This window comes from Lysinibacillus pakistanensis (assembly GCF_030123245.1).
Taxonomy (GTDB): domain Bacteria; phylum Bacillota; class Bacilli; order Bacillales_A; family Planococcaceae; genus Lysinibacillus; species Lysinibacillus pakistanensis.
The window spans coordinates 73041-87073 of record NZ_CP126101.1 but is presented as its reverse complement, the minus strand read 5'-3'; the positions used below and the strand labels follow the sequence as shown (position 1 = coordinate 87073).

General features: G+C 38.0%; 15 protein-coding genes. All 15 read right to left on the bottom strand.

Features of this window, described 5'->3' with window-relative positions; translation table 11 throughout:
* Positions 1 to 78: 78 nt before the first annotated feature.
* Complete coding sequence (gene mfd / locus QNH24_RS00415) at positions 79 to 3591, bottom strand: transcription-repair coupling factor (protein WP_283870263.1); 3513 nt, start codon at positions 3589 to 3591, stop codon at positions 79 to 81.
* Positions 3592 to 3730: 139 nt separating this feature from the next.
* Positions 3731 to 3958 (bottom strand): anti-sigma-F factor Fin, encoded by a 228-nt coding sequence (locus QNH24_RS00410; RefSeq protein ID WP_008180264.1) that lies wholly within the window; start codon positions 3956 to 3958, stop codon positions 3731 to 3733.
* A 171-nt stretch (positions 3959 to 4129) separates the two neighbouring features.
* Positions 4130 to 4690 (bottom strand): aminoacyl-tRNA hydrolase, encoded by a 561-nt coding sequence (pth, locus tag QNH24_RS00405; RefSeq protein WP_054772174.1) that lies wholly within the window; start codon positions 4688 to 4690, stop codon positions 4130 to 4132.
* A 393-nt stretch (positions 4691 to 5083) separates the two neighbouring features.
* A complete protein-coding gene (locus QNH24_RS00400; protein WP_054772173.1) occupies positions 5084 to 5662 on the bottom strand; it encodes a 50S ribosomal protein L25/general stress protein Ctc in 579 nt (192 codons plus the stop codon).
* 247 nt (positions 5663 to 5909) lie between these two features.
* Positions 5910 to 6869 (bottom strand): ribose-phosphate diphosphokinase, encoded by a 960-nt coding sequence (locus QNH24_RS00395; RefSeq protein ID WP_283870262.1) that lies wholly within the window; start codon positions 6867 to 6869, stop codon positions 5910 to 5912.
* A 24-nt stretch (positions 6870 to 6893) separates the two neighbouring features.
* Positions 6894 to 8264 (bottom strand): bifunctional UDP-N-acetylglucosamine diphosphorylase/glucosamine-1-phosphate N-acetyltransferase GlmU, encoded by a 1371-nt coding sequence (glmU, locus tag QNH24_RS00390; protein ID WP_283870261.1) that lies wholly within the window; start codon positions 8262 to 8264, stop codon positions 6894 to 6896.
* 523 nt (positions 8265 to 8787) lie between these two features.
* A complete protein-coding gene (locus QNH24_RS00385; protein WP_283870260.1) occupies positions 8788 to 8922 on the bottom strand; it encodes a hypothetical protein in 135 nt (44 codons plus the stop codon).
* Entirely contained in the window at positions 8912 to 9214 is a 303-nt protein-coding gene (gene spoVG, locus QNH24_RS00380; RefSeq protein WP_054772170.1) for a septation regulator SpoVG, read from the bottom strand. Before spoVG ends, QNH24_RS00385 begins: the two co-directional genes overlap by 11 nt.
* 212 nt (positions 9215 to 9426) lie before the next feature.
* Complete coding sequence (locus QNH24_RS00375; RefSeq protein WP_283870259.1) at positions 9427 to 9801, bottom strand: RidA family protein; 375 nt, start codon at positions 9799 to 9801, stop codon at positions 9427 to 9429.
* Positions 9798 to 10631 (bottom strand): pur operon repressor, encoded by an 834-nt coding sequence (purR, locus tag QNH24_RS00370; RefSeq protein WP_004229190.1) that lies wholly within the window; start codon positions 10629 to 10631, stop codon positions 9798 to 9800. Before purR ends, QNH24_RS00375 begins: the two co-directional genes overlap by 4 nt.
* Before the next feature lie 56 nt (positions 10632 to 10687).
* Entirely contained in the window at positions 10688 to 11554 is an 867-nt protein-coding gene (gene ispE / locus QNH24_RS00365) for a 4-(cytidine 5'-diphospho)-2-C-methyl-D-erythritol kinase (RefSeq protein WP_054772168.1), read from the bottom strand.
* Positions 11555 to 11837: 283 nt separating this feature from the next.
* Positions 11838 to 12020 (bottom strand): small, acid-soluble spore protein, alpha/beta type, encoded by a 183-nt coding sequence (locus tag QNH24_RS00360; RefSeq protein WP_054772167.1) that lies wholly within the window; start codon positions 12018 to 12020, stop codon positions 11838 to 11840.
* Positions 12021 to 12133: 113 nt separating this feature from the next.
* Positions 12134 to 12394, bottom strand: coding sequence for a biofilm formation stimulator Veg (veg, locus tag QNH24_RS00355; RefSeq protein WP_283870258.1), 261 nt, complete (start codon positions 12392 to 12394; stop codon positions 12134 to 12136).
* A gap of 156 nt (positions 12395 to 12550) precedes the next feature.
* Positions 12551 to 13432, bottom strand: a complete 882-nt coding sequence (gene rsmA / locus QNH24_RS00350) for a 16S rRNA (adenine(1518)-N(6)/adenine(1519)-N(6))-dimethyltransferase RsmA (protein WP_283870257.1) — start codon at positions 13430 to 13432, stop codon at positions 12551 to 12553.
* A complete protein-coding gene (gene rnmV, locus QNH24_RS00345) occupies positions 13425 to 13991 on the bottom strand; it encodes a ribonuclease M5 (RefSeq protein WP_283870256.1) in 567 nt (188 codons plus the stop codon). Before rnmV ends, rsmA begins: the two co-directional genes overlap by 8 nt.
* Positions 13992 to 14033 lie beyond the last annotated feature (42 nt).

The window sequence follows — 14033 nt, the reverse complement described above, 5'->3', positions numbered from 1 at the left end:
TTAGTGATTATTGAAAAAATTTAACTCATTAAAAAAAGCTGATTGTTATCCTATGGTAAGATACAATCAGCTTGTCTTTTAAGGTTGTTTTTTTGCATTAGAGATCATTTGCATCAATTCTTCTAAAATATCAAAAGGCAGATATTTTCCGCACTTTCGTTCATCAATTGTTAATTTCAATTGCATGTTGTCCATACCAAAGCCAACAGCACGTTCAAATTTCATGGATTGCTCCACAATTTTACCACCATCGACATTTGCTGTACCTTCTTCTGATAATAAAATGGTAATAATTTTTTGCTTCTCCTTTACTGACATTACACCCGCATTTAAGCCCCATACCTTCATACGTGCAATTTTTAGTAAGCGCTCCGTCTCAATCGGAAGATCTCCAAATCGGTCTTCTAATTCCTCAAAGATTTCATGATATTCTTCCACCTGATCCATCGCTTTAATACGTTTATACATTTGAATTTTTTGATAGCCATCTGGAATGTAGGCATCTGGTATATACGCATCAACACTTACTAAAATTTCAATATCAGGTCTTTCTTCTTTTTTCACACCTGTTTGACGTTCTGCAATTGCTTCTTCTAGCATTTGTGAATATAAATCAAAGCCTACTGAATCGATAAAGCCATGCTGCTGGGCTCCCAGTAGGTTCCCAGCACCTCGGATAGATAAATCTCGCATTGCAATTTTAAAGCCTGATCCAAGCTCTGTAAATTCTTTAATTGCCTGTAATCGCTGCTCCGCCACGTCTGTTAAAACCTTATCACGTTGATACATAAAGTATGCATAAGCTACCCTATTGGAACGACCTACACGTCCACGCAATTGATAGAGCTGTGCCAAGCCCATTCGGTCAGCATCATGCACAATCAATGTATTTACATTCGGTATATCGACGCCCGTCTCAATGATTGTCGTTGTTACAAGAACATCATAGTCACCTTCTAAAAAGGCTAATATTACGGATTCTAGCTCTGATTCTGTCATCTTACCATGTGCATGTCCTACACGTGCTTCTGGTACAAGTACTTGAATTTCTTCAACCTTTCGAGCCATGTCCTCTACACGATTGTATAAATAGAACACTTGCCCTCCACGTGCCATTTCTCGTTCAATGGCTTCACGTACTAATGCTCCACTATGCTCCATTACATACGTTTGGACAGGAAAACGATTGGCTGGAGGTGTTTCAATGACAGATAAATCACGGACACCTACCATTGACATATGAAGCGTTCTTGGAATTGGTGTAGCAGTAAGTGTTAAGACATCTACATTCGTTTTTAACTGTTTAATCTTTTCCTTATGAGTTACACCAAAACGCTGCTCCTCATCGACAATAAGCAGTCCAAGGTCTTGGAACATTAAATCTTTCGATAAAATTCGGTGTGTACCTATTACAATATCAACTTGCCCTTCCTTTAACCCCTTTAGCGTTGCAGTTTGCTCTTTTTTTGTACGGAAGCGAGATAGGAGACCAACATTTATCGCAAAGTCCTGGAAGCGCTCACGAATTGTTTCGTAATGCTGCTGAGCCAAAATCGTTGTAGGTACAAGAAAGGCTACTTGTTTTCCATCCTGTATCGCTTTAAACGCAGCCCGAATAGCAACCTCTGTTTTACCATAGCCCACGTCACCACATACAAGGCGGTCCATAGGGCGTTCACGCTCCATATCACGCTTAACTTCAACAATGGAACGTAATTGATCCTCTGTTTCTTCATAAGGGAAGGAAGCTTCAAAATTGCGCTGATCATCATTGTCAGGAGCAAATGAATGTCCCTTCTCTGCTTCACGTTTCGCGTAGAGCTTAATCAAATCATCAGCAATATCCTGCACAGCAGAGGATACCTTAGCTTTGGTCTTTTTCCATTCTGCCCCACCAAGTTTATGTAGCTTCGGTTCACGGTCTTCAGATGCCACATATTTTTGAATCAAGTCGATTTGCTCTACTGGCACATATAATTTATCATCAGCTCGGTAGCGAATGTGTAAATAATCTTTATGTGTACCATTTACCTCTAAGGTTTCTACACCTATATATTTACCAATACCATGATGAACATGGACAACGTAGTCACCAGCTTTAATTTCAGTATAGCTTTTAATACGTTCTGCATTGGTCATTTTTTGAGGACGTGCTTTTTTCTTTACCTGCTGCTTAAAAAGCTCATCCTCCGTCACAATGGCTAATCGTTGTAGAGGTAGCTCAAATCCACTAGAAAGCGTACCATCTACAATATAAATACCTGGCTCTGTCGGCTTACCATTTACTGTATGAATATCATATTCCTCTAGCATCTGCTGAACGCGTTTAACACGCTCTTTATCTCGAGCAACGATAAGTACTGTAAATTTACCAAGTAACCAACGTTCAACCTCACTTTGTAACAATGCCATTTGCCCATGAAACTGTTGCATTGGCTTACAAGAAAAATTCGTTGTCTTATTAAATGTCACACCTGCAAATGTTCGAGAAAATAAGGAGAAATACAATTTTTGCTGTGACAGCATTGCCAAAATTTCTTTTAAGGAGAAAGCTGGCTTTACATCATGAACCATTTTACCTTCTTCAATTAACGATAAAAACCATTCATCCTCTTCACGTTCCCAAGCATCCATAACTTCTTGTATACGACCAAGCTCATCAAATAACACGATTCCATCATGAGCAAAGTAGTCACCCAGATACGCTGTTTTCTCATACAACAACGAACCATATTTGTTTACATAGTCCGGTAAGTTGCCCTGCTGTAACAATTCAATATCATATTGAATATGCTGATACAGTAGCTCTTTTGTCTCCTGTTTTTTAACCTTCTTTAAGCTTGTTGCTAATGCGGTTTCTAGGCGACCAGCCAATGCCACTCTTTCTTCCCTTGTTAAAATCGCTTCTGAAGCAGGGAGGATGCGGATTGTTTGTAATTTATCAATGGATCGCTGATCATCTGCTGAAAATGTTCGAATTGAATCCACCTCTGTATCGAATAACTCAATACGAATTGGGGACTCTAAATATGGAGGGTAAATATCTAAAATACCGCCACGTAACGCAAATTCACCAGGTGTTGTCACCATTGAATTGCGGACGTATCCCATTTCCACTAATGTTTGTAGCCATTCATCAATTTGAATATCTTCTCCTACTGCAGTTTGTAAATAGTATTGTAGCCAATGCTCTTTTGGCTGCATCATTTTACGTAAGCCTGCAACTGGTATTACATAAACAGCCTTTTCACCTCTTGCTAGACAATCAAGTGTAGCTATACGTTCCGCACGTAACTCGGGTGACGCTACAGATAAATCTGCAGCAATAAATTCATCGGCAGGATAATAATGAACATACTCTTCACCTAAAATTCCAGCAAGCTCATCAACCATCTTTTGTGCTTGCAATAAATTTGGAGAAACTATATAAATCGGCTTTTGTACATATTCGAATAACGCATCGACCATTACTGGGCGTGCGCTCCCTGTTAGTCCTGTAATAAGCTGTGCTGCAGTATGACCGCTCTGAATCTCCTGTAAAAATGATGTAATATGTTTGTCCTGCGACACTAACTGTCGTAAAACTTCCACAGTCAAAAGCTCCTTTCAGCCGTAATTCTATCGCCATATACTATGAATCTAGTACGATAATACGTATCAATTTTTTGTTCATTATATTAAATGGAAAAAGCTTTGAACGCATACAATGTGCGTCAAAGCATCTCTCCAATTATTGAATCCATTTATTGAGTGCATGATAATCTGGATATTGTCTCAGCGAATCCTCACATTGCTCACAAATGCAGTGCACAGTCGTGTGTCCATGTTGGTCTTTCTCAACATAATCATCCGCTTCTCCCAATTCGAAAATATGCAGCTTTCGAATTGTATCATCTGCATCAAATGGGAGAGTCCCTATTTCTACTTCACAATGCCGACATCGATAGCGAACTGACATCTCCAAATCATCCTCCTTTAAGCAACTTACTACTTAAAGTATAGACATTTCTAAAAAGGATTATGCACTATCCAATATCCACAAACATGAATGTTTTATTTCTTGGACTAAAAAAAGAATAATCTTCGCTTTGTGTTGGAGACTATCAATAATACCACCTTAGGTATTTGGTTATCCGTTAAAATGGTTCATGACATCAAGAAATGGCTTTGTAAGAGATGCTTCAACAGCATTTACACACTTCTCAATAGCGTTCTGAATGGCACCTTGGTCTTCTTTCGAAAATTTTGACAACACATAATCTGCGACCTTCATACCAGCAGGTGGGCGACTCACCCCAACACGAATACGATTAAACTCTTGTGTGCCTAAATGATGAATCAATGACTTAATTCCGTTATGTCCACCCGCACTACCTTTTTGACGAAGGCGCAATTTACCTGTTTCTAAATCTAAATCATCATAGATAACAATTAAGTTTTCCACATCAATATTAAAATAATTCATAAGAGGTCCAACACATTCCCCTGATAAATTCATATATGTTAAAGGTTTAACAAGTAGAACCTTTCCTTCTGGACGATGTACAGTTGCATACATCCCATTAAATTTTGAATTTGTTAAAGATGCACCCCATTTTTCAGCTATTGCATCAATAATATCAAAGCCTATATTATGTCTTGTATGTTCATAAGGTTTACCTGGATTCCCTAACCCAACGATAATTTTCATAAGTACCTCTCTTCTTTTCCATCTAATAGTCATTATTTTACCATATCGTACACTAAGAAAGCATTTTGTACATTCTTGCATAAAAAATATTTAAAATCAATTTCGCCTTAGCGTAATTGTTGCTGTCGCTTCGCTTTCGCACAGATAAACAATGCGTCTGGATTTCGAATTGTGCTTGCACTATTCATTCCTTTGAAAATCCGTGACATCCGCCAGAGGCTTTATCTTCATTCAGTAGGCGTTTGATACCACTGAAAGGCCACATTCATCTCATCACCTGTAGAGATGGGAGTCTTCCGTATTTGCCGCTGCCGCTACGCTTACGATACAAAAAAGAAGATAAAAAAGGCTATTAAAGAAGTATAGCCTCTTTAATAGCCTAGCAGTATATTGTTATTCTTGTTCTTCTTCAGTAGTTTCAATAGTAGCCGGAGCCATAAGTGTGACCAAAATATGATCATCTTCACTAACAACATCAAAACCAATACTTTCACGAATTTCAGCAACTGTGATGGTTTCGCCAATTTTTAGATTCGTAATATCAATTTCAATTGCTTCAGGCAATTCAGCCGGTTTTACTTTAATTTTCATCTCTAAATTAGGCTGCATCAAAATGCCGCCCTCGCTGACACCAATTGACTCACCAACCAGTTTAATAGGGACATCTGCTTCTAATGCTTCAGACATATTAATGGCAAGAAAATCAACATGGTTCACTTCATCTCTTAAAGAGCATTGTTGGATTTCTGACACAACAACATTTACTTTGTTCCCTTCTAACTCCATCGAGAACACACTGTTCTGTCCATTTTTTTGAATGGATTTTTTGAATTCCTTCGCTGAAATAGAAATTGGGGTTGAATCTAAATTATAGCCGTAAATAACCGCAGGAATGGCTCCCCCTTTTCTAAGTTGGGTTAAAGTCGAACGATGCCCAGCTTCGCGCTTTGTAACACTTAATACTGTACTCATATCTATATCTTCCCCTTCCAAGAAAAATTATTTACACCTTACTACGAATGTCACTACATTTACAAGCTACGCATGACATTTGATGAAGGCTATAATAATATTCACTTCTCTCTTTGTTAGTCGTGAAATATTATTAAGTCACAATTACCATTATACCCTTTTATAAGAAAATTCACACAAAAGAGCCCTATAAAAAAACAAATCTACCCGTAAAGATAGATTTGTTCTTTATTTAGCCATATATTTATTAATCAAATAGAGTACTTACAGATTTGTTTTCATAGACACGAGAAATTGCATCAGCCATTAATTTAGCTACAGAAAGCTCTGTAATTTTTGGCGATTTTTTCTCTTCAGCAAGCTGAATTGTATTTGTTACAACTAATTCTTTGATTGCAGAGTTTTCGATACGTTCAATAGCTGGGCCGGATAGTACTGGGTGAGAGCAGCAAGCATAAACTTCCTTCGCACCAGCAGCACGTAATGCATCTGCACCAATCGTAATCGTTCCCGCTGTGTCAATAATATCATCAATCAAGATTGCCACTTTACCATCAACATTACCAACAATGTTCATTACTTCTGCAACGTTTGGTTTTGGACGACGTTTGTCAATAATTGCAATCGGTGCTTTTAAACGTTCTGCCATTTTACGAGCACGTGTTACACCACCATGATCTGGAGAAACTACTACAATTTCATCCGTTGGAATACCTTTTGATTTGAAGTAATCAGATAATAAAGGTACCGCCATTAAGTGGTCGATCAAGATATCGAAGAAACCTTGAATTTGAGGTGCGTGTAGATCTAAAACGATAACACGTGTTGCACCAGCTGTTTCAAGTAAGTTTGCCACTAATTTAGCTGTAATTGGCTCGCGCGCTTTTGCTTTACGATCTTGGCGTGCATAACCATAATAAGGCATTACGACGTTTACTGTACGAGCAGATGCACGTTTAACTGCATCCACCATAATTAAAAGCTCCATTAAATGTTCGTTTACTGGTGCAGAAGTTGATTGCACGATAAACACATCACAACCACGAATACTTTCTTCAATGCTAATTTGAATCTCTCCATCGCTGAAGTGCTTAACAGAAGATTTACCTAATTCAACACCCATTTCTTGCGCGATTTCTTGAGCAAGTGGATTATTGGAATTAAGTGAAAATATTTTTAATTGTGAGTTTGCATAATGATACGGCATGATGGCCTCCTGTTTAGTTGATAATTATTTTGAATTTAATTTGCTTACATAATTCGGTTTGTTTTCTTGTCTTGCACGAGCAATTGCAAGTGCGTCTTCAGGAACTTCTTTTGTAATTGTAGATCCTGCTGCAATAAATGAACCTTTTCCAACTTTGACTGGTGCTACTAAGTTAGTATTACATCCTACAAATACATCATCTTCAATAATTGTTTGGAACTTGTTTTTTCCGTCATAGTTGACAGTAATGGAACCACAACCAATATTAACATTGTTGCCAATTTCCGCATCGCCAATATAGCTTAAGTGCGATACTTTTGTGTCATTCCCTAGATTACTTTTCTTCACTTCTACAAAGTTACCAATTTTCACATGGCTACCAATATTAGAAAGTGGTCGAATATTTGCAAACGGTCCAATCGCTGTGTCTTCTGCTACAGCGCTTTCACGCACAACAGAAGAATGCACTGTTGTACGATCGCCAATGCGGCTATCTATAATTTGAGTGTTAGGGCCAATTAGACAGTCCTCTCCAATTACTGTCTTCCCTTCAATCATAGAGCCTGGTTGAATAACCGTATCACGACCAATCACTGCATCTGCACTAATATACGTTGCTTCTGGATTAATAATAGATACACCATTACGCATATGCTGCTCATTAATTCTTGCACGCATCAATGTCTCTGCTTGTGATAAAGCAACACGATCATTGACACCAAGTGTTTCCTCGAAATCTTCCGTTACATACGCTTCAACAATCTCGCCTTGCTTTTGTAATATTTCAATGACATCAGGTAAATAATACTCACCTTGGGCATTGTCATTTTTCACAAGTTTTAACGTCTCAAATAACGCTTTGTTATCGAAACAGTATGTGCCAGTATTAATTTCTTTTACTAATTGCTGCTCTGTTGAAGCATCCTTTTGTTCAACAATTTGCTCCACTTGTCCATTATCGCCACGTAAAATGCGACCATAACCTGTTGGATTATCCGCGATTGCAGTTAAAATTGTTGCTTTGGCACCCTTTGCTTGATGATGCTCAAATAATGCTTGCATTGTTTCAGGGCGAATTAGCGGCGTATCACCACAAACAACTAATGTTGTTCCCTCTTCACTACCTAAAATAGCCTCCGCTTGTTGAACAGCGTGTGCAGTCCCTAGTTGTTCTGCTTGTAAAACATATTCACTTTTATCACCAAGCTGTTGTTGTACTTTTTCTGCACCATGTCCTACGACCGTTACGATGCGATTAACATCTAACGTTTGAATATGATCCACCACATGTTGAACCATAGGCTTCCCACATACTGGATGGAGCACTTTATATAATTTGGACTTCATACGTGTACCTTGACCTGCAGCCAAAATGACAGCAAAAATGTTGCTCATCTGTAAGTCCTCCAATACGCTCATTTTCTCTTATGACTATATAGCAAAATTCATCTATTTTCAAGGTATGTAGACTTGACAAAAAGATGAATTCCTAAATCAAATGCACCTTATGCTCGATTGTTTATATGTATGTCCATAAACTACCGCATTTCTCTTATTTACAAAATAAAAAGAACTCTCCGAATTAGAAGAGTTCTTAACAATTATTTTCACCAGTAATATGCTGAATTTGGGGCAGTTAGGCGATTTGGTAAATCGTGTAATCCTTTAATTGCTCCACACTTTACACAGCAGGTACTTTGATCAATTTTCGCATTGGTGTAATTGCGTCCGAATTTTGAATTGTGCCCAGGCCTGCACGAGGGCCACACGATGTCGACCATTTCGATAATGCCACAGGACGTGGCGTTTTTACCGATGCAGGTCAGTTAGCCGTTTTTCGCAGGATGCGGATATTTTAGGCTAACATCCTTTTATTCATTCCTTTGAAAATCCGTGACTTCCACCGGAGGCTTTAGCTTCATTCAGTAGGTGTTTGGGCACCCATCTCACCACCTGTAGAGTGGAAGTCTTCTGTATCTGCCGCTTTACTTTCGATACAAAAAACATTTGCTGAATGAAGATAAACAATAATATTTTTCTTGCTAAACGCCAATTCCTTCTAATTCTTCAGCTTTATCGGCCTCTTCTGATTCGCTTGAATTATGATACTCGTTTAAAATAATCTCCTGTATTTTATTACGAGTAGTAGAATTAATCGGATGCGCTATATCTCTAAATTCTCCGTCAGGCGTTCGTTTACTTGGCATAGCTACAAATAAACCAGTATTTCCATCAATTACTCGGATATCATGAACTACAAACTCATTATCGAGTGTAATGGAAGCAATCGCACGCATGCGACCATCCGTCTGAACACGACGTAATCTTACATCAGTAACTTCCATTTTCTCACCACCTCTCTTCTTAGATGCCTAAATGAAAATATAATATTCTTAATTACCGAATATTTTCCTTTTCATAGTCTATCAAATTTTCTAAAAAATTTGAATACTTATCAATATAATATTTTCTCTAATTTACGTAAATTTTGACAATTGTTTGTCAGCTCTAAAAAAACTCGCTAAAAGATTGTTCTTTTAGCGAGCTTTTTTGTTTCTTATTTAACGATGGCAATAACTTCAATTTCTACTTTTACATCCTTTGGAAGGCGTGCAACCTCCACCGCAGAGCGAGCAGGTTTATGATTACCAAAGTGACTTGCATATACTTCATTCATTGCCACAAAATCATTCATATCCTTCATAAAAACTGTTGTTTTCACAACATGCTCTAAAGATGTACCTGCAGCTTCTAATACTGCTTTTAAGTTAGCAAACACTTGATTTGTTTGAACAGTAATATCACCCTCTACCAATTCACCAGTAGCCGTTAACGGGATTTGGCCAGAGCTATAAAACATGCCGTTTATAATAATTCCTTGCGAATATGGTCCGATTGCTGCTGGTGCATTTGTTGTTGCTACTACTTTCATTTGTCATGTCCCCTTTTAGAAAAATAGTTACCTTCACTTAATGCAATTGTACGGTCTTTTTCGTTGACCTCATGAAGCTTAACGAGTGAATAATAATCATCTACTAAAGTTTCATCTGCATGCTCAGCTTCTACAAGCACTGCGATACCTGCCAGCTGACAATCAAATTCCTCTAGTAAATTTTTCATGCCATTCATTGTACCACCGACTTTCATAAAGTCATCCGTAATTAGTACACGTTGTCCACTCTTCATACTTCTTTTTGATAATACCATTGTCTGAATTCTTCTGGAAGAACCAGAAACATAGTTGATGCTGACTGTAGAACCTTCTGTTACTTTACTATCTCTTCTAACTACTACAACAGGTACATTTAAATGTCTTGCTATAGCATGCGCAATAGAAATCCCTTTTGTGGCAACAGTCATAATAACGTCAATTTGTTGATCAGCAAATGCCGATGCAAAGACTTTTCCAACTCGATTAATCAAATCTGGATTGCCGAGTAAGTCCGTCATAAATAAATAACCGCCTGGTAACAAACGATCTGAATGCTCAAGTTCTGCCTTTAAATCTTGAATCACTAAACGTACCTCAGCCTCGGACATTTTAGGAATATACTTTACTCCTCCTGCAGCGCCCGGAACTGTCATCAATAACCCGATTCCTTTTTCTTCGAAAGTTTCTTTTACAATCGTTAAATCTTCACTAATGGAGGATTTTGCAGATTGATATAATTCAGAAAAATAAGTTAGCGGGATCAGCTGATGTGGATGTTCTAGTAAATAATACGTCATATCCACTAGTCGTTCACTACGCTTCCATTTCATGCGACCCTCTCCTAAACACGAATATTTATAGGTAAAATTAACACAAATTTGCGGTTTTAAGCAAGCGTATTTCGTTCACCTAAAATACGCACAGCATATACCTCTTCACAAAAACCACGTAAGCCATTATAAATGCGGCTTACTCGAGCCTCGCTATCTACTAGACCAAAGACTGTTGGACCGCTTCCGCTCATCAATGTTGCATCCGCTCCAAAGCGCTTCATCTGTTCCTTTAACATTACTACTTCTGGATGTAGCTTAAATGTTACAGTTTCCAAAACATTCCCTAATGATGAACATAGTAGCTCATAATCTTCCCTTTCAATAGCACGAATCATTTGCTTCGTATTTGGATGCTCTAATCCTTCAACCTTTAGTCCTCCATATACTTCTGCAGTAGAAACACCTATTTTAGGCTTAGCTAAGACTACCCAACAGTTTGGCGGTGCAGGCAACTCCTGAATCTTTTCCCCACGCCCTGTGGCTAATGCTGTACCACCATAGACACAAAATGAAACATCAGATCCAATTTTTGCACCCAGTTCAGCTAATTCATCAATGGATAACCCTAAATTCCATAGCTCATTCAACCCCTTTAGTGTAGCGGCTGCATCACTACTGCCCCCTGCAAGACCTGCTGCAATTGGTATTTCTTTTTCTATAGTAATGGATACACCTTGTCCAATGCCGTATGTATCTTTTATTAGACGCGCTGCCTGATAAGCAAAATTACGGTGATCATTCGGCACAAAATTATCAGTAGAAATTATTTCTATTGTGCCATCTTCTCGGGATTCCAAACTAATACGATCTGCTAAATCGACAGTTGTCATGACCATCTCTACTTCGTGATAATTATCTGGTCTTTTATAAAGTACATCTAATGTTAAATTTATTTTTGCAGGCGCCTTTACATAAAGCATCTTTCTTCCTCCCTTATAGCAACACTTATCAATTATGCTTTGTCGCAATTATTGGCTGGCGCTCCTTCAGCTCTTCGCTTTCGCAACAACCCATCATCTTACGTACAAGATTATTCATTTTATTTTACCATAATGGGAAGGCGAAAATGGAAAAAAAGAACCGTATACCCCTATTTGGTGTAACGGTTCTCTCTCGTCAGTTGTGTTGTTGTGTCAGCAGAAAAATTCCATTCCTGCTAAAAGAAATTTTTTTTTATAAGTTGGCTATTTTAGCAAAAATAGTCTACTTATTTTGGTCTTGCTCATTACTTGCTCGCTCAGCCATTTCTATGGCACGTTTGACCATATTACCGGCGTCACGAGCTTTAATGCCGCCCCAGCCTTCTCGTTGCACAACATCATAAAATCCAAGCTCTTTTGCGATCTCTTCTTTTAATCGAGGTGACATGATACCTTTTCTAGGCATATAAACTCCTCCTTTAACAACTGACGAATTTAGTATGTCCCGAAAAACGCAAAACACTCATGCAGTTTTTAACATACATGAGTGTTTCAAAATATAGAAATAAGTACTAGAAACTATTTTGCGACAGCAGCCTTCGCTTCGTCTAAAAAAGTAATCTCTACTGCTTCAGTTAAAATATCTGTGTAGCTATACGATACGCGCTTGCACGTATTGTCCTCTTGATCAAGCTCAACTACAAAGATAGCACGATATGTCTCACGTAATATCCCTGCACACTCGACCGTTTTCTTGCGACCTCCGTTTGCTCTTAACTGCAAACGTTTACCCAAATGACAATCCAACGACTTTTTAATGTCCGCTAAAGTTTTTGGCATTTTCGCTTACACCTCACTACAAAACAGTATAAGCGATACGCCCAAAAATGTCAACAAAATATAATATTTTATCAGCCCTGAATAAATATTGTCAACTTATTTTTTATGAAAAATTATGTTTTTTTTACTTGTAAGAAAAAATGTTAACAAAATTTCTTACTTTCCAAATGTCGGATAGAGCGCATCTGCTAATTTTCCAAACTCTTGAATGCTAAGTGTTTCTCCTCGACGGGTTGGCTCTATATTGACTGCTGTTAAAGCCTCTAAAATTTTCTCTTTATTTTGCTTTCCATTTGGTAAACCCGATTGTAAATTATTGAAGATTGTTTTTCTTCGCTGCACAAAGGACGCACGTGTCACGACAAATAAGAAATCCTCATCAATCACTTTTACAGGGGGTTCATCATGCTTAATTAAGCGAATGACCGCAGAATCTACATTAGGTTGTGGCATGAATACAGTTTTTGGTACCGTCATGGCAATATCAGCCTTCACATAATATTGGATTGCTATCGATAATGAACCATACTCTTTTGTTCCCGGTTTGGCCGTTATACGATCTGCAACCTCCTTTTGCATCATGACAACAAAGCCTCTTATCGGTAAACGATCATTTAGCAATTTCATTAAAATCGGTGTTGTCACATAATACGGCAAATTTGCTACTACCATAATATCCTCAATACCCGACATCTCTTCCTCAATTATTTTAGCAACATCTGCCTTTAAAATATCTGAATGTACAATTGTCACATTATTATATGGACTTAATGTATCTTCTAATACAGGTAAAAGTCGTTGATCAATTTCAAAGGATACGACCTTTTTTGCACTTCTAGCTAAGTGTTCAGTCAATGCCCCAATGCCAGGACCCACTTCAATTGCACCACTATTTTCAGTTAAATTTGCATGACTAACAATATTTCTTAAAATGTTGGGATCTATTAAAAAATTTTGACCTAAGCTTTTTTTAAATGAAAATCCATATTTTTTTAAAATTTCTTGTGTTCTAATTGGTGTTGCAATATCCTTATGCATTGTTTTCCTCCTGATCTAGCTGTGCGACAGCCGCACCAAATTGCTGTTCTGTAATTTGAAACATTTTTAATCTTTTGTGAAGCTGCTTACCATTTGTTGCGCCAATATTCAATAGCTCCCCAAGACGATCCCGACGATATTTTGCACGAGGATGTCCAATTAAACGTGCTGTCATTAAATCCTCTAATGTAATATCATCAGTTATCGGCTCTATACTACATGGCGTATAGACCTGTTGGAGCGCCTTTCGTATATCTTCATCTGCTGCGTGCTCAATTCCAAGCCCTTTACCGTTTTTGGCAATTGTTTTTGCTTTTGGTAAGAAGGCATGCTTAACCCCTTTCACACGCTCTTCTATAATTGCACGAATTCGACGTCCTGGATAATCAGGATCAGTAAAAACGATGACACCTCTTTTATCCTGAGCATGCTGAATTCGCTTCAGCGTTTCTTCTGAAATTGCTGATCCATTTGTTTCTATAGTATCTGCATGTACAGCTCTTTTAATGGCAGTTGTATCATCTTTTCCTTCAACCACAATGATTTCTTTTATTTGCAAAAAGGCTCCTCTTTTCTACCTTATCTTCAGACCATTTTACAA